Annotated in this window: 12 protein-coding genes; 5 read left to right on the forward strand and 7 right to left on the reverse strand. The window is 32.9% G+C overall.

The genetic code is table 11. The features are described 5' to 3' along the window. The 3 genes from C7448_RS15820 to C7448_RS07790 form a co-directional block, all read right to left on the reverse strand. A partial coding sequence (locus tag C7448_RS15820; protein ID WP_115900801.1) for a SprB repeat-containing protein occupies positions 1 to 6,123 on the reverse strand: 6,123 nt, incomplete at its 3' end. A gap of 47 nt (positions 6,124 to 6,170) precedes the next feature. Beyond that, positions 6,171 to 8,000 carry a PorP/SprF family type IX secretion system membrane protein gene (locus C7448_RS07785; protein WP_115900802.1) on the reverse strand — a complete coding sequence of 610 codons (1,830 nt, stop codon included), beginning with the start codon at positions 7,998 to 8,000 and terminating at the stop codon, positions 6,171 to 6,173. 6 nt (positions 8,001 to 8,006) lie between these two features. Then, positions 8,007 to 10,184, reverse strand: a complete 2,178-nt coding sequence (locus C7448_RS07790; protein ID WP_115900803.1) for a T9SS type B sorting domain-containing protein — start codon at positions 10,182 to 10,184, stop codon at positions 8,007 to 8,009. A gap of 258 nt (positions 10,185 to 10,442) precedes the next feature. Here C7448_RS07790 and cmk point away from each other — a divergent pair, with 258 nt between their 5' ends. Together cmk and C7448_RS07800 are read left to right on the forward strand one after the other, a co-directional pair. Continuing rightward, on the forward strand, positions 10,443 to 11,132 hold the full coding sequence (gene cmk / locus C7448_RS07795; RefSeq protein WP_115900804.1) for a (d)CMP kinase: 690 nt from the start codon (positions 10,443 to 10,445) through the stop codon (positions 11,130 to 11,132). Between the two features lie 84 nt (positions 11,133 to 11,216). Further along, positions 11,217 to 12,704 (forward strand): NAD(P)H-hydrate dehydratase, encoded by a 1,488-nt coding sequence (locus C7448_RS07800; protein WP_115900805.1) that lies wholly within the window; start codon positions 11,217 to 11,219, stop codon positions 12,702 to 12,704. On the opposite strand, the gene C7448_RS07805 is transcribed toward C7448_RS07800, so the two are convergent. The 4 genes from C7448_RS07805 to C7448_RS07820 form a co-directional block, all read right to left on the reverse strand. Beyond that, positions 12,701 to 14,362, reverse strand: coding sequence for a sodium:solute symporter (locus C7448_RS07805; RefSeq protein ID WP_115900806.1), 1,662 nt, complete (start codon positions 14,360 to 14,362; stop codon positions 12,701 to 12,703). The genes C7448_RS07800 and C7448_RS07805 overlap by 4 nt on opposite strands. Positions 14,363 to 14,491: 129 nt before the next feature. Then, positions 14,492 to 15,250, reverse strand: a complete 759-nt coding sequence (locus C7448_RS07810) for a DUF6503 family protein (RefSeq protein ID WP_115900807.1) — start codon at positions 15,248 to 15,250, stop codon at positions 14,492 to 14,494. Positions 15,251 to 15,363: 113 nt separating this feature from the next. Next, complete coding sequence (locus C7448_RS07815; RefSeq protein ID WP_245939452.1) at positions 15,364 to 17,157, reverse strand: cytochrome-c peroxidase; 1,794 nt, start codon at positions 17,155 to 17,157, stop codon at positions 15,364 to 15,366. After that, the gene (locus C7448_RS07820) at positions 17,157 to 18,617 is read right to left on the reverse strand and encodes an alkaline phosphatase PhoX (protein ID WP_115900808.1); all 1,461 of its coding nucleotides are present in this window, start codon (positions 18,615 to 18,617) and stop codon (positions 17,157 to 17,159) included. The genes C7448_RS07815 and C7448_RS07820 overlap by 1 nt, the downstream gene beginning before the upstream one ends. 1,673 nt (positions 18,618 to 20,290) lie before the next feature. On the opposite strand from C7448_RS07820, the gene C7448_RS07825 reads away from it, so the two are divergent. The 3 genes from C7448_RS07825 to C7448_RS07835 all read left to right on the forward strand — a co-directional run bounded on the left by C7448_RS07825 (position 20,291) and on the right by C7448_RS07835 (position 23,274). After that, on the forward strand, positions 20,291 to 20,515 hold the full coding sequence (locus tag C7448_RS07825) for a hypothetical protein (protein ID WP_115900809.1): 225 nt from the start codon (positions 20,291 to 20,293) through the stop codon (positions 20,513 to 20,515). Positions 20,516 to 20,591: 76 nt separating this feature from the next. Further along, positions 20,592 to 22,601, forward strand: a complete 2,010-nt coding sequence (locus C7448_RS07830; RefSeq protein WP_115900810.1) for an ATP-binding protein — start codon at positions 20,592 to 20,594, stop codon at positions 22,599 to 22,601. Next, positions 22,591 to 23,274 carry a response regulator gene (locus tag C7448_RS07835; protein WP_115900811.1) on the forward strand — a complete coding sequence of 228 codons (684 nt, stop codon included), beginning with the start codon at positions 22,591 to 22,593 and terminating at the stop codon, positions 23,272 to 23,274. Before C7448_RS07830 ends, C7448_RS07835 begins: the two co-directional genes overlap by 11 nt. Positions 23,275 to 23,282 lie beyond the last annotated feature (8 nt).

The raw sequence follows: 23,282 nt of genomic DNA on the forward strand, positions 1-23,282 counted from the left end.
ATCTTCTGTACAGTTACTTCCATAATCTACAGTTACTGTATGAGCTCCTGCTGTTACATTATTAAAAATATTAGCATTTGCTCCTGTTTGTGCTGCGGCTCCATCTAACGAATAAGTATAACTAGCATCAAATGGTGTTATGGTGATATTTCCTGTACCATCACAGTTATATACTACAGTACTTGCAAATGCTGGTACTGCTGGTAAATCTGCTATCGTTACGGTGTCTAAAATTCTTTCACAGCCATTTGAATCTTCTACTTTTGTCTCATAATCTCCTGCTGGTAAATTAGATACTGATGTTCCTGCTATTTGTGCATAAGACCCTGCTCCTACTAATCTATAATAATAAATGTATGGTCCTGTTCCGCCTGTAGGGGCTGTAAAATTTATCGTTCCTAAAATGGTGCCTGTAGGGCTACACATTAAGTCTGTTTTACTCGCTGAGCCTCCTGCTAATGCTGTTGGAACATTAATCGTTTCTGTTGATGTGGCTACTGGTGGACAACCATTTGCATCACTTACTGTGATTTGATAAGTACCGTCTCCTAATCCTGTAAAACTGTAATTAACATCTGCTGATGGTCCTTGTACAAATGGTCCTCCTGGTCCTGTAACTGTTACGGTATACGGTGATGTTCCACTTCCTACTGTTACATTTATAGTTCCTGTATCTGTACTACAATTTGGTTGTGTTGACGTACTACTTACGGTTGGTGCTGCTATTTGATTGACTGTTACTGTATCTGTATACTCACAATAATTCGCTCCTCCATTTTTATCTCTTACATATACTGTATAGGTTCCTGCTGATACATTAATTGGACTAGAAGTGTGTGAAGTTTGAACTCCTGCTCCTGTTTCTACTATAAATTCATAAGTACCATCTCCTCCGTTTGGTGTAATTATTATTTGACCATCGTTACATGTAGCGCTTACTGCTGTTATTGTTGCTGTTAACTGTGGTAAAATAGTTGCATCTTTTGCTGGAATTGTACATCCTAATCCGTCTCTTACTTCAATACTGTAAGTACCTTCTGTTAATCCTGTAAAAGTAAATTCATCTGGAGTTGCCGTTGCTGGTGTTTGCCAAACTCCTCCATCTATCCTAAATTGATAATCATTATTACCCGATGTAACTTCTACAAGAATCTCGCCATTTCCACTTCCATCATAACATAATGTAGGCGTTACATCAAAATCTACTGTATTTGGTTCAACTACAGGTACACTAACTGGTACACAGTTAGTTCTATTAATATTAATTTGTACATCATCAATAAAATTCCCTATCGTGTTATTTCCTCCTGCTGTTGACAATGCATCAAACGCAATAACTGTAGTTGACTGTCCTACAGGAACAGTATATGTACCTGAATATACTCCCCATGCAGAAGTACCATCACTCATGGTTTCTACAACTGAAGCAGTAGCTAAATCACTTCCTATTTTTACTGTTGCCTCATCCGTACCACTTCTACCTCTGTGTGCTACTGACCAATTGATTACGTCTCCTGGTTGTGTACAATACTCTTGGTATAAAGAAGAAACTGTATTAGCATTTAATTCTGCAAAAGAATTCCCTTCATGAGCAGGAACTCCATTAAAACCGTTATACCAAATTTCAATCAAATTATCTGAAGCTGTAGAATCCCAACCAGGAACTAAATCTTCATTCATTTGCTGTGATGTTGTTGCTGAATTAGCAGGTAATTCAAAACCTCCATTTTCAAATAAGTTTGCTGTACACCCACATTCATTACAGTTTCGGCTATCTCTAACCATTACAATGTAATCAGTTGCTCTTGGTGGTACATTTGCAAATACGGGAGATGATTGCCAAGTAGCTCCTCCATCTATACTAAATGTATATGGAGGAATTCCTCCTGTAGCTGAAGCTGTTATTGTTCCTGTCGCTGTATTACAGGTTACTTCTTGAGTTGCTGAAGCAGAAAGTGTTAACTCCTCTGGTTGATTGATAACAACATTACCTAAATCTATTGGACAAGTTTGTCCGTTAACTGTTTCTCTTATAAACACATTATATGTTCCTGCTGCTAATCCTACAACTCTATATGGGTTATCGGCTGTCATTGACCAAGTTGTTCCTCCGTCTGTAGAATACTCAAAACTTCCTCCCACAACGTTGTTTGCAGAAATTGTAACAGTTCCATTGTCTGAACCATAACATTCACTATCCGTAGAACCTACAATACTTCCTGAAAATTCATTTCCTGCATTTACCGTAACCGTAATATCTTCTACACAACTACCTCCATAAGTTACTTCAACTGTATGTGATCCTACTGCTACATTATTAAATACTCCTGTATTATTAGAGTTTCCTCCTAATGTATAGGTATAAGTTCCAGCAGGTGTCGCTGTAATTGTAACATTACCTGACCCATCACAGTTGTACACCACTGAACTTGTTAAAGTTGGTGCTGATGGTAAACCTCCTATGGTCACATTATTTAAATCTATAGAACAACCATTTGCATCTACAACTCTTGTATTATAAGTTCCCGCCGGAAGTCCTGTTACTGGATTATTTGCTGCTAATGTATAAGTTGCAGCCGAATTTAACTTATAATAATATGTATAATTAGGAGTACCTCCTGTTGGTGTTGTAAAGGTTATAGTACCATAGGTAGTTCCTCCTGAAGTATTACATTCTAAATCTGTTGCTGTTGCACTACCGCCTATTAAAGCTGTAGGCTCGTTAATTACAATATTTGGAATTTCGTACAAACATTGGTATGAATTCTTAGATGCCCTTATATAAATGGTATAAGTTCCATCATCTAAACTATCAAAAGCACCTGTCGTATTCCATGTAGCGTTATCAATGCTGTATTCTACTGCATACCCTAAATTATCTCCATTAACACTAACATTAATAGTTCCGTCTGTCAAACCATTACAAGTTACATCTGTTTCTGAATGAGTAAATACTAATTCAGGTTCTACAGTAACTTCAACTGGGGCTGAAATTGTATAACAGTTATTATCATCAATAACAATAAATCGATATATTCCTTCACTACCAACTGGCACATTGTAGGTATATGGGTTTGTTGCTGGTGTTAAAAATGCAGTATTAGGAATGTCTGAAGGATTTGTATATAAATCTGTTCCTTGACTCGTCCATACAGCGAAATTATAATTGTTCCCTGACGACGTATCTAATGTTCCCCCACTTGCTGTTAATTGAATTATTCCATCTGAACTTCCTGATTCACAAGTTATATCTTTGGTTTTTAACGCTGTAAGTACTAACTCATCTGGTTCATTAATAACAATCATTTCTGTAGCGGTACACTGAGGTGTTGTAACTCTCACTGTATAAGCTCCCCCATCTGTAACATTAAAAGTAAAATCGTTATTAGCTGTTGGTCCTTCTGTTCCTACTACACTTCCACCTTGTAATAATTCATATGTATAATCTCCAGGAACATTATTTACTTGGACTCTTATTTGTGCTGAATCGTTAAAACACTGCATAGGTGTCGTAATAACATCCATATCTATGTTATTTTCCTGAATGTTAATAGGAGGAAATGTATATGTACATGAAGCTGCAGATGCACTACTTACACGGATTGAAAGGTTATAGTTTCCTGCGGCTGTTAAACCTGAAAAAACATTACTATCTTGAAAAGGAGCATTATAACCTCCTGGACCTGTTAAACTGTATTGATAACCTGCCGGTATATTGTTTACAGTAATAGACCCGTTGTTTCCACATAAAATATCTTCTTTAATAAAAGTAGGATTTAAAGTGGCTTTGTATACATTAAAATAATATTGCTGTGGACAACGACCATCGTATAAAACATCTAAACGATATTCTCCAGCATCTACAAAGTTTCTAGAAAATTCTCCGCTTCCTACTTCATTCCATGTACAGGCTGTATTTACATTAGGACACCCTGACTCTGTTACATCAGTACAAGAAGATTCATCTAATTTAAACCATTGTACTGTTGTAGCTGAAGAGGTATCAAATGGTAAATTAATCATTCTAGATCCACTATCACCACATAAGTAAACTTCGGCTAACTCTTCTCCATTACTTGCACAAGTTAACACTTGATCTGCAAATGGTTGCAATGGATTTGGTTCTGAATTATATCCTACAACATGTATGGTTTCTTCAGCATTTATACACCCTGATGCAGCTGAAGCTATCTTATTAACTGTGTACGTTCCTTCGCTAGTTACATCATAAAATGGTACCGTAGTAGTTCCTAATAAATTACCTGAAGCATCTCTCCATTCGTATGATTCAAACCCTGCTCCGGCAGTTAATGTAATACTAGCACCACACATTATTTGAGTCGTTTCAAAAGAACATCCACTTGTATCGACTAAAAAGTTTGAAGTTCCAACTATACCAAAATCACAATCGTCTATACCTGCATAACTTGGTTCATTATTAACTACAACTCCTCCTCTAATTCCTTCATATCTAGCAAACGCTTGGTTTCGAACTTCATTAGAACACACATCTCTTAATTGACTACAATCTGTCACTACTTGAACATGCATTCGAATGTTATAAAGCGCACCTCCCTCTAACACCATATTATCTGGCACTGAAATCTCTAATTCAGCTCTATTATCATTAGCTGTACTTGGTGGGTCGTATGCTGTTATAGATACTCCTGCTGGTAAATCTATATCAAAGCGTGTTCCATCTGGAGCAACAGATCCATTTGGTGCTGTAGTTGTTAATAAATCTACATTTTTTGGTAATAAATCTGTAATTACTGTATTTCTAGCATCATCTGTTCCTACATTTTGAAAGCTTATATTATAAAATAACTCACTCCCTAAACCTACAGGTGTACCTTGTATATCATTACCACTAGCATCTTCTATTGTTTTTATTAGTTGTACTTTAGGCTCTATAATTTCAACAGCTAAAGCATTTAAAAAAGGCCAATATACATCTCCACTAGTTGTAAATTTTACTTCTGCAGAGGTTTGTCCGTTGGTTATGACACTGTTATTAGGATTACTTAACTGATATAAATCTACATCAAAACCTAAGGTGTTTTCACTATCAGGGGTTCGGGATGTTACATATTGATCATACCTAGTAATACTACCATTAAAAAAATTACCACTGGGATTTGTATTAGGAGTAGACTGATTTACAAAATTACCAGCTGTATTTTTAATTTGAAATCTATCTCCATATATACTTCTATCTCCCTCTAAGGTTGCAGCCAAAAGACTAACTCTTACTGGTGCTGGATTTGCAGGATTAGGACCAACTGGAACTGTTGTAAAACCTGAGTATGATAATTCTACATCATTACTTCCATTAACATCGGCATAACCATCAAAAATAGCTATATTTTTACTAGATAATGTTTGATTTTCATAAATAACAACCATAGTCCAACCAGCCGAACCTCCTAGACCACCAGAATAATCCCTTCCTCTTACTCCTCTTATATTAGCAGCCACATAGGTACCATTATGTCCATCAGGGTTTACTGTTGCTAACCCTTGAATGTCAGTTGTAATATCCTTGTAATACACATAACTAAAGCCTTCATCATAAACAGTCTCATCAGCTGTTACATCTTGATATCCTCCTGTTGGTAATTTGAATTTTATTTGACTTGGATCTCCTGACCTATCGTTGTAATAATCCCACGATTCATATGGATATACTCCCGCCCAATACAATCCTGCATATACTACTTTAGAACAAGTTGGTAAATTTAATATATCAGAACTTGAAGAAAATGTTGATGGGTCGCTATCAATATCAATATACTGCATATTAAGATTCCCATTAGAGCTAGAGCCATCATATGGGTACACTGGATAGTAAGGGTAACTACCTCTCCTACTTAAACTGTTATTGGCAATAAACGTAATATCTCCTTTAATATTAATACCTCCAGAAGTACCATCAGGTTTTATTGTTCTTAAATTAAACCCTGAAGCTGCTTTGGAAATTGCTTTTTGAGTTTTTTGTGGCAATGAGGCTTTTAACTTAGCATAACCTTCAGCTTCATTTAGATCCTCTTTTGCTGATCTCTCTTGTGAAAAACCAATAAGAGTCTGTAATACAATTATTAATAGGGTAATTATTCTCTTCATAATATCAATTGGGGGAATTAATTAATCAAGTTCTTCTGTTATATATTTTATTTTATCTGTATGATTGCTTTACGATCGTAAAAGGCTCCATTTAAGTTTGTGTTATACATCTTAATCGCTTCTGTTCTATCTGTTGTTTTAAAAATGTAGATATGCATGTAGCCTGTTTTTGGGTCCACAAAATAATCTGCATCTATATCGTCACCTCGTAATTCATCAACATTACGGTCAGCTAGTGCTTTTTGTGAGTTTACATAAACTCGTAAATAATATCCTGGTTCTACTCCTTCAGCATCCATAGGATAAACTCTAGCAGGTGGTTGTGTTTTAGGTTCTTCGGAGCTACTTAACGCTCCCCCTAAGGTTATTTTAACCACATATACTGGATCTTTTGTAGTCTTGTTAACTTTTATTGTAGAATTGTCTTTTTTATCATCGTTTTTCTCAAACAAACGAGTTTTATCATTAAAATCATCTACTTCTTCTTCTGCATCTTCTTCTTTAGCAAACCTGTCAAGATATACATAGTATAATTTTTTCTTAGGCTCAAATACATATTTTGCTTCAATATCTAATCGTGACCATTTATCTATTAACGCTTCTGCATTTTCTTTACTTCTAAACTGATCAGAAACCACATAATACATTGTACCACCTCCACCAGAACGCGTTACTGTACTTTTACGCCACGGTTTATTTGATCTTCTTTTTAACGAAGTATCTTTTGCTTGAACAGTATCTTTTATTATTATAGTGTTTGTAGTTGTTTTTGGTACTGGTTGATTTTTCAACAAACGTAAAACTTCATCAATCTTTTTATTTAAAATATCAATAGAATCTTGTGCTTGCTGAATTTCATCAGATAAATCGTTATGTTCTGGGTTTTTATATGCTATTTCTTGTTTTGGTGCTCTTTCTGGAAGACTAACTTTTACATTACCCGTTCGTCTTTTTGGTCGCTCTCTTGTAAACGATTTTTTTCCAAAACTGTAAATTAGCCCTATTTCATTGGTTGCAGCAAAACTGCTTTTTTCATAGGTAAAACCAATTGCTAAATTTTCAGATAAATTAACCCCTACTCCTGCTGAAATACCGTATGTTTTATCATAACCTGCTTTTACCCATCCAGCTTTTGGTAAATCTACAATGGCATTTGCTCCATAACCAAACTCTCCTTCTCCTGGTTTTCTTGCCATTGCTAACATTCGTATATCTGCACCTTCAAAAAGCCCTTTTGCATAAGTAAACTCATGCGAATACATTAAGTGACCTGAAAATGTTTTTTCTCCAAAAGAAGTAGCCATTTCACTTTTTTTCATATTGAAATCCAACAAGTTTTCGAAAAATACTCCTACATCAAACTTTCCTATTGATAAGGTTATAGCTGGCTGAAAATTTACAACAGGTATATCTTGGTAATTGGATATTTGTGGTTCTGGATCTGTTGAATTCACTTTTAATCCATCAGCACTTCTCCTACTATATAAAAAGTTAAACCCAAAAGTTAAATCCATCGTTTCGTTTAACTGCAAACGATGCGCATAATTTGCTAAGGCTCCAAAATCTTTAAATACTCCTACCTCTTGTTGATAAACTGCTAAACCTGCTCCCACATTTTCTCGCATTTTTCCCGAGTAGGCTGCTAAATATAGTCTAGGATTGTCTTCAAATTCAACATTACTATTTCTTACGATAGCCGAAATTGAAGTTTTATTTTCTCGTAAAGCAGAAAAAGTAGGCACCGTTAAAAAACGGTTAAATTTCATGAAGCTACGGGAGCTAAAGCTATTGTATTGCTGCTCACCATCAGAAAATTGTGCTTGCATCACAAACACATTTAACACCAAAACAATAAATAAAGTAATTTTTTTTATCATCTAAATTTAATCTATTACCGATATAGTTCCCGCTTTTATCAGTTTATCGTCTTTAATAATCTTATAGTAAAATATTTTCTGATTGCCAAGACTTTCCATAGGCCAATCATTTTTATAATCGGTTGTTTTTAAAATTTCTTTTCCACCTGAATTGTACAAAACAACTTCTACATTAGGTTGATATGCATAAGAGTTTGACAATTTCCAAGTATCATTCGCTCCATCTTGATTTGGCGACACAATATTAGGTACTATTATTTGTCCATCTGGTTCTACAACTTCTACCGTTCTTGTTACTGAACAGGCTCCTACTTTAACAGATACTGTGTAAAACCCCAAAGTAGTTACTGTTAGTTCTTCTGTTGTTGATAACAAGGCTCCTGAGGTATTTTCTCCTTCGTACCATTCATACGATTCTCCTCCTGCCGCTGTTATGGTTGCTGAGCTTCCTTCTTCCATTACTACAATCTCAGAAGGAGTAATAGTTACTGCAGAATCGTCAAACAATACTACATTTATTGGGTCTAGTTCATTATTACAACCAAAACCTGAGTATTTCAACACATATTCTCCAACTTCAGTTACTATTAGGTTTTCAGGATTTGCAGGAGTAACATCATCCGTACCGTCTTTTATCCATTGATACGTATAACCTGCTACTACATTATTTATTGTATAAGTTATAGAAGCCCCAGCGCATAATGAGTTTGAAGTTGATGTACTGCTTATTTCAGGTACTTCAGCTAACTTAATATTCAACTCATTAGATGCTCCTTCTGTACCGTTAAAACTTGCTTTTAATGTATACACTCCATTATCTGTATACGAATTGACTGTATGCTCATTTCCCGTTTCTCCTGTTGCTACATTATCTTTATACCATTCAAAACTCAACAAAGCTATTTGGTCTGATGTTAAATCATAATCATTCCCATCCTCTGCTTCAGCCATAACCCCAACTATACTTAGCTTAGTACTTACGGTATTACATTCTTCATAATCTTCAGCTCTTATTATTGGGGTAAATGATGTTACATCCAACATTATAAACTTTTCAGAATCTACCACAGCGTCACAAGCTGAACCAGTACTTTTTGTTACTCTAGCATAATATGTTCCTGGTGTTGACGTATCAATACATAATTGATCTCTTACAGCAGTACCCATTGTTGAGCCATTCCTAAACCAATCAATTGTAACGTCAGTAGGATTAGCATCATGCGTAATACACAGTTCTTTTGTTTCTCCAAACAAAAGAATTCTTTTTAATGCACCAACATTCGTTACTGTAAAATCAGCTGTAGTTTGTTGCTGTAACACTACATCGTTTGACTTTGTTGTTGTACAGGTTCCTGTATCAATTATCAAATGATACGTTCCAAACTGCCCTGTTGTTGGTGTTGTATACGTTGAAGAATTAGATGATTGAACTAAACTACCATCTAAGTACCAGTTATAAGTTAAACCAGAGCGATTCGTGTTAGCTTCAAAAGTATGTGACTCATCCCCACATATTTCCACTGTTGATGGTCCTTTTATTTGTTTAGCTGTATTATCTAAGATAATTACAGAAGATATTGTTGAAGTTACACTACCACATTTTCCATTATTAATTTTTACCTGATACTTTCCTGACTCAGTAACCTCTAGTTTAGGCTCTGTTGTAGTGGTAAATAGCACATCATCTTTATACCATTGATAATCAGCATTCTTATCAGTATTTAATGTAAGTTCAGCAGACCCGCTATCACAAAGTATAACGTCTTCATAATTATTTAACACTAAATCTGAATCATATTTATACGCTTCAAAAGGATCTGAGTCTGGGCTTGTTTCCTCTGATGAAGATACTGAAGAAGCTCTCAATCTCACTTTATAATTCGCACCATAAGTATTATCTGGTAATCCAAAACTTCTGGTAAAAGTATAACGATTATTCGCATTGGTAAATGTTAATACGTTTGTTGGGCTCCCCCAATTACCATCTTTATCTGATAATTCAATGGTATAAGTATTACCTGAATCAGGTAGAGTTGTTACATTAAATGTAACAGTTTGACTCCCATTAAGACAAACAACACCAGACTGAACCTCGGGCTTAAGTAGCGTCTGAGATACAGCACTTGTTGCACAAAACAGAAGTGTCGCTAAAAGTAATAAAATGCTTTTAGTGTAGTTTTTCATCTAAGGGATCCTTTAAGGGGTGTCAAATTTATAGTTTTTCTTAACAAAAACGGTACTAAAATTAACAAAATTTAACGTCGAAATATATAAAATCTATATGTAACCTACAACTAAAGTTTAAAAACACTAAAAAACTGTTAATAAAACACTGTATAACAGATTTTTAAAAAATAACTTAACAACCTTAAATCTAACCACAGAAAAGTAACCTCATTATATTAAAAATCCACCGTATATTTGTTATCTATTTTTTGAATCATGACTAAGAAAATCACCATAGCCATTGACGGTTTTTCATCTACAGGAAAGAGTACTATTGCTAAACAATTAGCTAAAAAGCTAAGTTATATTTATGTTGATACTGGTGCCATGTATAGAGCTGTTACTTTGTATGCCATGCAACATAATTATATTTCTGAAAATCATTTTAACTCAGAAGATTTAATTGCTGATTTACCTAACATTTCTTTGTCTTTTACCTTTAATAAAGAACTTGGTTTTGCTGAAATGTTTTTAAACGGAACCAATGTTGAAAGAGAAATTAGAACTATTGAAGTTTCTAAATTCGTGAGTAAAGTTGCTGAAGTTTCTGAAATTAGAAAAAAGTTAGTGCGTGAGCAACAAGAAATGGGTAAAAACAAAGGTATTGTTATGGATGGTCGCGATATTGGAACTGTTGTTTTTCCTGATGCGGAATTAAAGTTATTTATGACTGCTTCTGCCGACAAACGCGCAACCCGCCGATATAAAGAATTGCTAGATCGTGGTGATAAAGTAAACTACGAAGAAATATTACACAATGTACAAGAGCGTGACCGTATAGACTCTACCCGAAAAGACTCTCCTCTAATTATAGCTGATGATGCTATTGAGTTTGACAACTCTGACATGGGGCTTAAAGAACAGTTTGAACGTATTATGAGTTTGGTTAATCTTAAAGTTCAGTAAGAACAAACTTCAACCATCGTTATATCCCCTAAAGTTCTTCTGGTTTCTTTTTGTTTTTTTTATGTAAAGTTGTAAATTTCTTACATGGAAAATCTTCAAAAAATAATCAATATTACTCAAATACGAAAAGCTGACGAACACACTATTTCTAAAAAAGAAATTACTTCTTTTGCTTTAATGGGACAAGCATCTTTAGCGTTTGTAAAAGCTATTGAACCCTTATTAAATCGTTCTTTAAAAATTGCTATTGTTAGTGGTGCTGGCAATAATGGTGGTGACGGATTTGCTATTACCAGAATTTTAAGAAGTAAAAAATATACTGTACAGCCTTTCTTGGTTCAGTTTAAAAATACACTTAGTCCTGACTGTGATATTAATTTTCAAAAACTTGATGATACTATTAGCATAAAGTCAACTAGTGAAGTTCATGACTTTTCTGAGTATGATGTGATTATTGATGCTATTTTTGGTTTTGGGCTTTCCAGACCAATTACTGGTTTTATAAAACATGTTGTTGAAAGCATTAATAAGGCTAAAAAAACTGTGTATGCTGTTGATGTTCCTTCTGGATTGTATTGCGATAAGTTACCTGATTCCGATACTGTTGTACAAGCAGACCTAGTAGTAAGTTTTCAACGACCAAAACTTTCTTTCTTTTTTCCTGAAAATGGAAACCATGTAAAAAATTGGAAAACGGTTGCTATTGGTTTAGATGAAGATTTTATTCAGCAACAAGAAAGCAACTATTTTATTCTAAACGATAGAATTGCTGATACTTTAATGCCCAGACCACGTCAATCACACAAAGGAAGTTACGGACACGCTTTATTAATTGTTGGTTCTTACGGAAAAATGGGAGCTGCCGTACTATCTTCTAAAGCTTGCTTACGAAGTGGTGTAGGGTTATTAACTAGTTATGTACCAAAATGTGGATATCAAATTATGCAATCTTCCATTCCAGAGGCTATGTGCCTAACTGATGAGAATGAAGAATTCGTGACCCAACTCCCAGAAATTTCCAAATACGACGTTCTCGCAATAGGTCCTGGATTGGATGTTAACGAAAAAACAACACTTGTTGTAAAAAAATTAGTGTCAGAAAACAATACTCCGTTGGTTATAGATGCCGATGCTATTAATATTATTGCTCAAAACGAAGAATTAAAATCGTTACTTCCTAAAAATTCTATTTTAACTCCACATATTAAAGAGTTTGATAGATTGGTTGGAAAATCGGACACCTCAACTGAACGTTTTCAGAAGCAACTTGAGTTTTCTGTAAAATATCAATGCGTCGTGGTTTTAAAAAATGCATATACTGTGATTTCTTCTCCTGAAGGAAATTTATACTTCAACACTTCTGGAAATCAAGGAATGGCTACTGCCGGTAGTGGCGATGTACTCACAGGTGTTATCACTGGGTTATTAGCACAAAATTACGCTCCTTTACATGCTGCTTTATTAGGTGTATATTTCCATGGAAAAGCGGGCGATGAAGCCGCTTGCAAAAAAGGATACAATGCATTAATTGCTTCTGATATTATTGACGCTTTACGAATAGAAAAAAGTTAGTTTTCTTTAGAAATTGACTGAATTAGTATTGCTAGTAACATTACCAAACCACACCCTAAAGCATTTAGCCATAGGTATGGTAGCCAATCGAGATACCAAACTGTAATAATTAATAGTTGCGTAATAATTGCTGCAATAAATACTGCATTTCCTCTAACAAATTTTATAAAAAAGGCTAATAAAAAGATACCTAAAACGTTTCCGTAAAAAATAGACCCAATAATATTTACCAACTGAATTAGGTTATCAAATAAATTGGCTACACAGGCGACTGAAATTGCCAAAATACCCCAACCTAGCGTAAACCATTTCGACATTTTCACATAGTGCTCTTCGTTGTGTTCTTTGGTTGAGTTTCGTTTATATAAATCAATCACTGTAGTACCTGCTAAAGCATTTAATTCAGAGGCTGTAGAAGACATGGCTGCAGATAAAATTACCGCTAACAATAAACCTATCAATCCTTTGGGTAAATTATTCAAAATAAAGTGGATAAACACATAATCTTTATCGTTCGTTTCTACCAGTGGATCAGCTTTTGAAATAACAGTTTTCGCCGTTTCTTTTAGTACTTTATCTTGCTCATTAAACTCTTGAATTTTCGTGACATTTTCAGGAGTCAATCCTTCAAAAATCAACGCTTTTTTTCGTTCTTCGATAAATCGATGTTGCTCATCTAGTTCAACATATTTTTCAATCGTTTCGAGGTTTGAATTCGCTATTGCTTCTCCTGCTTTTGGGTTAAAATTTAACGGTGCTGGATTGAATTGATAAAACACAAACACCATCACTCCTACTAACAGAATAAAAAATTGCATCGGTACTTTTAACAATCCATTAAAAATCAAACCTAGTTGACTTTCTCGCAATGATTTTCCTGACAAATAGCGTTGTACTTGACTTTGATCTGTACCAAAATACGATAACATTAAAAATGTTCCTCCTAAAATACCTGTCCAAACAGTATAACGATTATTTAAATCCCAAGAAAAATCGAGTACTTGCATTTTATCAGAAGCTCCTGCAATTTCTAATGCTTTTGTAAATGTAATATCGTCGGGTAAGTATTGTAATATCAAATAAAAAGCAACAAACATTCCTGCAAAAATTACTGCCATTTGTTGTTTTTGTGTAACACTTACCGCTTTGGTTCCTCCAGAAACAGTATAAATAATTACCAAAACACCTATAATAATGTTTAGCGTAACTAAATCCCACCCTAAAACTGCTGACAAAATAATAGCGGGTGCAAAAATGGTAATTCCTGCTGCTAATCCTCGTTGAATTAAAAATAAGATTGCAGTTAATGTTCTTGTTTTTTGGTCGAACCTTCCTTCTAAATATTCGTAAGCTGTGTAAACTTTTAATCGGTGATAAATAGGAATAAATACCAAACAAATAATCACCATGGCAATCGGCAATCCGAAGTAAAATTGCACAAAGCCCATTCCGCTATGAAATGCTTGCCCCGGAGTAGATAAAAAAGTAATAGCACTGGCTTGTGTTGCCATTACTGACAAACCAATCGTCCACCACTTACTTTGGTTTCCTCCTTTTATATAATCTTCAACATTTTTACTCCCTCTGGTTTTCCAAGCTCCGTATAAAACAATAAACAATAAGGTTACTGAAAGAACAATCCAATCTATTAGTTGCATGTTTATTTTGTATATATGTTAGTAATTATATAAAATAATACGATGTATACTAAATTAGCTACTAAGACTAACGTATACTCTTTTTTCCATACATACTTTTTATCCATACTTTATTTTTTTAGTTAATTATTATTTTGGTTTTTCGTAGAAACTATTGGCTAATGATGCTTCATTTAACAAAGGCATTTTAAACTGAATTGGTTCTTTTGCTGGTTTTGTTGGCTGCCCATTTTCATCTTTAGCATACCAAGTTATGGATTTTGGTAACAACAAACCGTTAACATTTTCCCAATCGTTATACCTTATAATTTTATAAGCATCGGTTGGTTCTTTACTAAAAAAGGTTACCGTATACCCTAACCATGCCATTTGTTTTGTTTCTGGATGGTAAAATATAAAATAATTATCATCTGGTGAAGTTCCTACGTTGGCTTTATATGAAATTTTTATTCCTGGGTAGGTTATTCCTTCAAAAGTTAAGGATTCTGTTTCTGAATATACAATTCCGTCATCAGCTAACACAAAAGGCATTGCGTAAAAATAAAAATATAGGTTATAATAAAACTCAGGGTTTCCTTTAAATGCTGTTGAATCTTGTTGGTTTATCCAAATTTCTTTTCCATCAAACCCTAAAGAATACTCTGGTGAATTCACTACTGTTTTTCTTGAATGTAAATCTGTAGTGTGTTCTTCATTTTTTAGCGTGAACGACAATGTTTTCATTTTCTTCCATTGTGCTATTCCTCCATGTTTTTCAAGAACTTTCTCTAAAACTTTTGGATATTTTACTTCTTTAACTACTTCTTGCTTTACAGTTTCTTTCTGGGGTTTATTTTTACAAGCTACCAAAGCTATAACTACAGCAATTAGTACTACTATTTTTTTCATGATAATTGATTTGTTTTAATTGGTCGAAACTGCCACTAAAAATTACAGTAAAAATAAAAAACTCTCTAAAATACATTCAGAGAGTTTTATGTTAACTATAAAAATTGAATGAATTATTCATCCGTTAGACTCTCCATAAAAGCTACTAGGTCTTCAATTTCTTTTTCTGACAAATTCAATTTATCTGACGGTAAGGTTTGATTTGGCACTTCGTACCCTAATCCTTCTCCTCCACCTTTATTATAAAAATCAATTACTTGCTCTAAAGTTTCATATACCCCATTATGCATATAGGGAGCCGTTTTGGATACATTACGAACGGTAGAAGTTTTGAAAAAGTATTTTCTTTCTTCTGTTTTAAATATATTATACCCCCCTAAATCATTATCTAACCCTGTTTCGTCTAAATTTAGAACTCCAATAGATTCTACTTCTGTTTCCGTAAAATTAGGTGGAACTGTTCCGTTAAACACTGGTGGAAAGTGACATGTTGCGCATTTTGCTTTCCCCATAAAAAGATTAAACCCATTAACTTCAGAAGTTGTTAAAGTATTTTCTTTATTGTTGATATTCTTATCAAATTTAGAATTAAAATCACCTAAACTTCTGATGTAGTTCGCTATTGCATTTCTGATATTGAAATCAGTTATTTTTCCATATAAATCAGTAAAAGACTTTGTATATACACTGTCATTTTTTACAGTTTCCGTCAAATGTTCTAAGTTGGTATGAAACTCATTTTTGTTTTCCACCACTCCAACAATTTGCCCCTCTAAGCTTCCCGCTCTTCCATCATGAAAAAAAGTTTGCTGATAAGCTGCATACGGTAATGTTGGCGTATTTCTTTTTTGCTTCGGAAACGTTGCTAATCCATCAGTAAAAGCCTTGTCTTTAATATGACAAGTAGCACAACTCATCACTCCATCTTTAGATAAGTTTTTATCATTAAATAACTTTCTTCCTAACGCTATTTTCTCATCAGACATGGCTTTTTCTAACTGATGATAGTCATTAAAGAAATTAATATTAAACGTTTCTTTTGAAAACAACGAGGTGATATTATTATTAAATGCCATAGTTAATGGAAATTCTACCTTCCAATCTTCAGCAGTTTTTGCCAATAACTCCAATTGTTTGTGCGCATGATTTTTAATAAAATTATAACGATTAAAAGAAATAAACTCCCCTTCATTTAATGTTTTTGACGCTGCTTGTAATTCATCTATCCAAGCTGTGTATAATTCTGATTTTGAAAACTCCTTTTTATATACATCTATAATAAACAATAAAGTCTCATAATTTGTTTTAGCCTCTATTAATGATTGTTCTAATACTGGTGAATCAAAACCTGTAATTCCTACCAAAGCTATACGAACAATTTGATCACGTAACAACCATAAAATATGATGTTTTTTTAAATACAGTGTATTATTTTCAGCTATTAATTTAAGTCTATTCGCAGTTGCTTTTACTATGTTATCTACCTCAATAGTATCAAACTTATCCTCATATAATAATTCTTCTATAACTTGAAACCCGAAAGGATTTCTTATTTTAATATCTGTTGCATCTTCTTCTTCTACCTTTAAAATATTCGGAGCATTTAAACTCTTATAATTTTCTTTATCAGCAAAGGCCAATATTGGTTCAATTAACTTAAACTCTTTTCTTGCTAATTTGTATTTTTTCAGTTTTTCTGAAGCCTCATCAACAGCATTAATTTCTTCTAAATTTGAAATACAGCTGTCAAGATGTTTTGAATAGTATTCCTGAACTTTAGCTACTAAAGCTTGATTATCAACTTTTGTATAACTCGCTGTTTTTTCTTGTTTACAACTAATTATAGATACCAGAAAAAGACACATGATAACATGTGTCTTTTTTATTTTTTGAAAATTATTTTCCATTATCTATCTAATCCTTGAATCACATATAATTGACTTCCTTCTTTAGAAGTTTCAGCTGCATCATTTGCTAAAGGGTCTGTAAAAGCTCCTCCATCAGCAGGAACCCATCCGTGGTTTTGAGTAATTAACAAAAAAGTATTACTTACTCCAATAGTTTTAGAAATATCAATCATACCTGTAATCTCCCATGCTTTTTCTTGAAAAGAACGTCCGTAACCTTGAGCAGAGGCTGCTACCTGATCACACTCTAACACCTTCTTTAACTCTCCAGTTTTTAAATTGTATTGATACAGACTAGCTGCGTGATTCTTTTCTCCATCAAAATAACCGTTTGGATCTTCTTGAATATACGCGTAGTTTTCTGTTACTACGATATTATCTGGACTATGAAAAGCGCTTGCTTTACCATCTAACTTATCACCATCTAATACACACGTAATTTTTGCTGTCCCAGTAGGATCGTTTTCATTTAATTCCACCTTATACACACGTCCGTAAATACTTCCTTTACCAACTAAACCATCTTTTTTGCGACCTGTTACACAAAAATAGATTTCACGATTATTTTTAGCAGAACCTCTTCTCCAATCAATATCTTCTAAACGAGAGAATCCCATCACTCCTTTTTCTTTAGCTTCAGCATCTAATAAATCAATATTCTTTTCAGTTAACTCAACAAAAGAAGCATTATAAGTTGCACCCTCTTTCATATCTACCTCATACGTAATACCTTCATCAGTCACTTTTAATCCGTATAGTTTACCTCCTTCTAAATCTCCCCTATCACCAACATACATCCCTAATTGACCTGAAGGAACTTCGTTATCTGAATGATCGTCTCCAATAAAAACTACTGTTTTACCGGCATAAGCGTCTTTACCTATTACCACAGCGTTTTCTGTAGACCATTGTCCCATAGCTGTTAACATTCTTGGAGTACTTGCTGCTGAAGCATTTTTTGAAGGATCTGTTGCGAAAACTCCTTTAGAAGCTCCTCCCCATTCTCCTCCTGATAAATATAATGGGCCAAAGCCATGTTCTTCTTCAGTAATTAATGAACCTGAACACTGTGCTGTACTCGCAGTAGCATTTGCATTTAAAATATACTCACCATGCACAGGCTTAAAAGTTTTATCTAGCTTTATACGAGCAATTGAATAATCTGCCTCAATATTATTTATTAAAGTATAAGTTCCATCTGAGTTCCTCATTAATCCAGCTCCATCTGCCATAGAACCATATACAAAGTTTGGTGTATCTTCTAACTTATCTTCAGAAGACAATAAAGGAAAAATGTTTACTCCAGAAAACTCTGATTCTAATTTTAAAAAGTTTGGAGTTTTTGAGTGTGCTTTTAATTCAATTAAGTCCCCTTGGTTAGGTGTACTATCAGAATCACAAGATGTTAAAGCAATCGCACCACAAACACCTAAGAATCCTAATTTAAGTAAGTTTTTCATTATTATGTTAATTTTTGTTTTATGTCTGCAAATCAACAACACTTACTTTAAGAAGTTCTTAGCTGTAGTTTAAATCTAGCTCACTAAAAGGTTACGAAGGTTACCATAACATTAAATACATGATAACAAGAAGACCTTAACATATTAATTATCAACACTATTTTAAAAATGCTATTATACCTAAAATAAAAGCACTTAATACATAAAAAATATATAGAATTAGATTTAGCAATATTACTTTTTGTTCTTTTAATACAAAAAGCACCTTTTTAAAGGTGCTTTTTGTCTTGCATCAAGTTTTTACTTTGGTTAGAGTAAAAAATCATTTTGTTTTTCTTTTTCTTCATAGAACTTTCCCTACGACGTGATATAATTCCCCATTTTATATCTTAACCTTATTGAAGGTCTAAATTTTAACCGAGACAAAAATAAGCCGTCTAATTTTCTTTTTGGTAAGTCAGTGACTTACTTTTAGTAAGTCACTGACTTACTTTTTCACCAAAATGATGTAAAAAAGGCCTCAAAAGCCAAAAATTTCGTTAAAACAGTAATTATTTAAAATTTTATATATTTGCTTTTTATGAAAAAAATGAATTTACATATAGCACAAGAGCTTGTAAGCTTAACATGTGGTTTTCGTGGGAATCCTGATGAAGGAATCTTTCGAAAACGGACGTTGTATGTTTATTATAATGAAAACTCAAATATGATTTGATTATAAAAACTAATGATATACAAAGCGTCCAAAATTAATTGGACGCTTTTTTTTATATTTTTTTTTGAAAAATGGAAATTTAATTTAAAACATACTAAAAACTCTTAATTGAACTCTAAGACACTAACGTACAAAACGTTACAAAAACACTACTTATCTGGATATTATCCGGACAGCTCTCTCTTACCTTAAAAACAACCCAACTATCTGATTACCAATAAATTAAACACCTAAAACACTTGTTTTATTGTAAAAATTCCGTATATTTGTACCATACTTATTAAAGTATATTAATAAATAATAATTTAAAACTATGGTATTAACTAACATAAACAAAAGTATCAGCTTAGCTTATGGAAAAGGAGCTGATTACAGAACAAAAAAAGACAAGGATGTTTATTGTGGAGCAAAATATTTAATGAGGAATTAGTAATTATTCTACACTTATATATAACACAAAAGCGTCTTTTTAAAAAGACGCTTTTTTTTATTAAAAAACACATTTTTAACAAGTTAAAACTTGTGTAATTCGTTTTTTTTCACTATATTAAGAAGACAAATAAATGCTATGAAAACATTAAAATTGCACATACTAAATGAAAAAGGACGTTTACTCATTAAACAAGGACGCTTACTAAAATTATCTTCATTATCTATAATGCTGTCACTATTTTAGAATTAAAAATCAACTAGCGTTCATTTCAAAATTGCAAACGCTCCCTTTATGACAAAGTAGAATTCCCTGAAGTCTGTTGTACTCAATAGGCCTTAGTAGTAACGCATCTTCATGAATTGATGTTTCAATCAATTTAATTCTACCTACTACCCAAACACTTGGGTTGGATGACTATTGCCTCATTAAAAAAATGATGTAATACACACGAAAAATTTATTTCGATGCTATACGAGCCGCACATGCGGCTAGGAAAACTATTGTCAAAATTTAAAAATTGAAATTATGAGAACTTTAAAATTTACACTACTAATAAGCACGTTATTTTTGTTAACTACAAGTTGTACAGACTTAACAGAAGATATTGTACCAAACAACACTGTTAACCAAACAGAATTAATTACAAGTACTAATGTACCTACCGATGGTACCAGCGATGACGGTACTGGAACTACCGACCTTGATACAGGTGGTACTGAAAACGATAACGATGGAGGTAAAGGAAATTAACCTTTATCAATAAGCTAAGCCTTTAACTTTTTGTTAAGGGCTTTTTTTTTAGATTTGTTTACTCTATAAAATTAAGATGATAAAAGATTTTATTCTATTTTTTTTGTTAATTCTATTCTCTAAAAATTGCTTAGGAAACAACGTCGACTTTAAATTAGTTCAGAACGATAGTATTAATATTTGGATTAACAATTCCAGAAGTAAAAAATTGGAAGTTAATGACAAAAAAAAACTTCTTTTTAAGGCATATCAAAACATATTAAGCTACAATTTAAACAAACCTCTTGAATTAAGCTCTATAGCTTATGAATATTATAAACTAAAAGATACATCGTTATTTAAAGAAGTTAATAATAAAGCTATAAAAATTTCTCGAAAAGTGAAAAACTATTATGCTCTAGGTGATGCTTATTGGAATTTCGCTACATATTATGTTAGAAAACAAAACTACCCTAAAGCATACTATCATTTTAATAAAGGATATGACGCTTTTGATAAAGGAAGCCATAAATATGAAAAAGGAAAAATGTTATTTGGTATGGCTCACATTAAAGGAAGGTATAGAGATTACTATGGAGGAGAAAACTTGACTATTAAAGCTATTAAAATTTTTAAACTTCTAAACAAAAACAAAGATCTTTATATATCTTACAACCAACTTGCATTATTGCAAGCAGACGTTAAAGAATATGATAAAGCTCTATTTTATTACAATAAATCTCTTGATTACTTTTCTAAAATAAAAGATAAAAAGAATATCTATTTAGGCAGTTATAACAACATAGGTAATATATTCAGGGAAAGAGGTAATTATAGAGATGCAATTAAAACTTATAAAAAAGATTTAGATAAAAAAATAAAACCTCTTCATTATGCTACCCTTCTTGACAACATAGCATACACTAAACTTCTTCTAAAAGACACCACAGAACTTGAAAAATCTTTTTTTAAAGCTTTAACTATTAGAGATAGTTTAGGTAATAAAACAGCTATTTTAGCTTCGAATATTCATATTTCAGATTATTACAAATACATAAAAGACACCACAAAAGCGCTACAATATGCCAAAGAAGCTAATTTATTAGCTAAAGAGTTAAAAAATGGAAGAGATTATTTAACTACATTAAATCAACTCGCCAACTTAGACAAACAAAATTCTAAAAAATACTTAGATCGTTATATTGTGTTTAACGACAGCTTAATTAGTGCTGAACGAAGAATACAAAACAAGTTTACGCGTATTGAGTTTGAAACAGATGAATATATTGAAGAAACCGAGCGTTTAAGTCAACAACGTATATGGATTATAGTAACTAGTTTTGCGGGTCTGTTAGTTCTTAGCCTACTATATTTTTTACGTGTACAAAAAGTAAGGAACGAAAAATTAAAACTAGAAGCGGAACAACAAAAAGCTAATGAAGAAGTGTATGTATTAACACTACAACAACAAGCTAAGTTAGAAGAAGAACGTGTTAACGAACGTAACCGTATTTCAGCAGAACTACACGATGGTGTTTTAGGAAAACTTTTCGGTACTCGGGTAAACCTTGGTTTTTTAGCTATGCAAATGAAACCTGAAACCCAAGAAAAACATCAAGCTTTTTTAGACGAATTACAAGAGATAGAAAAGGAAATTAGAGATGTTTCTCACAGATTAAGTGATAATTTTGATAGCACTAATATTAACTTTACAACAATTTTAACACAACTTTTAAAAGACAGGAGCGTCATTGGTAACTTTACTTATCAATTTGATTTTGATAAAACTATCCCTTGGAGCGAAATTAGCGAGGTTACAAAAGCCAATGTATATCGTATCATTCAAGAAGCTTTACAAAACATTATTAAGCATGCTAAGGCAAAAAATGTTACCTTAGACGTTTCTTTTAAGAAAAAAGAGCTCATTATTTCGTTAAAAGACGACGGAATTGGTTTTAATACCGAGAAAAAGAAAAAGGGAATTGGTATAAAAAATATTACAGCAAGGGTACAAAAACTAGGTGGTAATTTAGAGTTTTTTTCTAAAGAAAACCAAGGAACTACACTTGTTATTATAACCCCTTTTAATACTAAAAATGGAAAGTAAAAAGTATAACGCTTTAATAATTGACGATCACCCCTTAATATCAGAAGCCTACAAAAGTGCTTTTGCTTATATTGAAAGTCAAAATAAAAATGTTTCTTTTCAGGTACAAATAGCAAATAACTGCGGTACTGCCGATGAAATTATAGAAACGTATTCTTCTTCTAATCGATCTATTGAAATTATTTTTTTAGATATTAGTTTACCTCCTCTAGAAGAAAAAGGTATTTTATCTGGTGAGGATTTAGGTTTGATTATAAACGAAAAGCTTCCTGAGTCTAAAATTATTATCTCCACTACTTTTAACGATAATTATCGAGTACATAGCATTTTAAAAAACGTAAATCCTGATGGTTTCTTAGTTAAAAATGACATTACCCCTGTAGAGTTAGTTCATGCTATTGAAGAAGTACTTAGCGACCCTCCATATTATAGTAAGACTGTAATGAAAATGCTGAGAAGTCAAGTTTCTAATGAGTACTTTTTAGATGATTTGGATCGAAAAATTTTGTATGAATTATCTATTGGTAATCGTGTAAATAAATTACCTAACATCTTACCCTTATCATTAGCTGCTGTACAAAAAAGAAAACGACAAATGGCTAAAATATTTGAGGTTGATAACTCTGATGATCGCGATTTGATTTTAATAGCAAAAGAAAAAGGATTCTTATAAGAATCCCT

It is taken from the genome of Tenacibaculum gallaicum, assembly GCF_003387615.1.
GTDB lineage: Bacteria > Bacteroidota > Bacteroidia > Flavobacteriales > Flavobacteriaceae > Polaribacter > Polaribacter gallaicus.

Coding starts and splice junctions, on each gene's coding strand:
- C7448_RS07830 (WP_115900810.1), top strand. CDS start 20,592: ATGATAAAAGATTTTATTCTATTTTTTTTGTTAATTCTATTCTCTAAA.
- C7448_RS07815 (WP_245939452.1), bottom strand. CDS start 17,157: ATGGAAAATAATTTTCAAAAAATAAAAAAGACACATGTTATCATGTGT.
- C7448_RS07785 (WP_115900802.1), bottom strand. CDS start 8,000: ATGATAAAAAAAATTACTTTATTTATTGTTTTGGTGTTAAATGTGTTT.
- cmk (WP_115900804.1), top strand. CDS start 10,443: ATGACTAAGAAAATCACCATAGCCATTGACGGTTTTTCATCTACAGGA.
- C7448_RS07810 (WP_115900807.1), bottom strand. CDS start 15,250: ATGAAAAAAATAGTAGTACTAATTGCTGTAGTTATAGCTTTGGTAGCT.
- C7448_RS07835 (WP_115900811.1), top strand. CDS start 22,591: ATGGAAAGTAAAAAGTATAACGCTTTAATAATTGACGATCACCCCTTA.
- C7448_RS07800 (WP_115900805.1), top strand. CDS start 11,217: ATGGAAAATCTTCAAAAAATAATCAATATTACTCAAATACGAAAAGCT.
- C7448_RS07805 (WP_115900806.1), bottom strand. CDS start 14,362: ATGCAACTAATAGATTGGATTGTTCTTTCAGTAACCTTATTGTTTATT.
- C7448_RS07825 (WP_115900809.1), top strand. CDS start 20,291: ATGAGAACTTTAAAATTTACACTACTAATAAGCACGTTATTTTTGTTA.
- C7448_RS07820 (WP_115900808.1), bottom strand. CDS start 18,617: ATGAAAAACTTACTTAAATTAGGATTCTTAGGTGTTTGTGGTGCGATT.
- C7448_RS07790 (WP_115900803.1), bottom strand. CDS start 10,184: ATGAAAAACTACACTAAAAGCATTTTATTACTTTTAGCGACACTTCTG.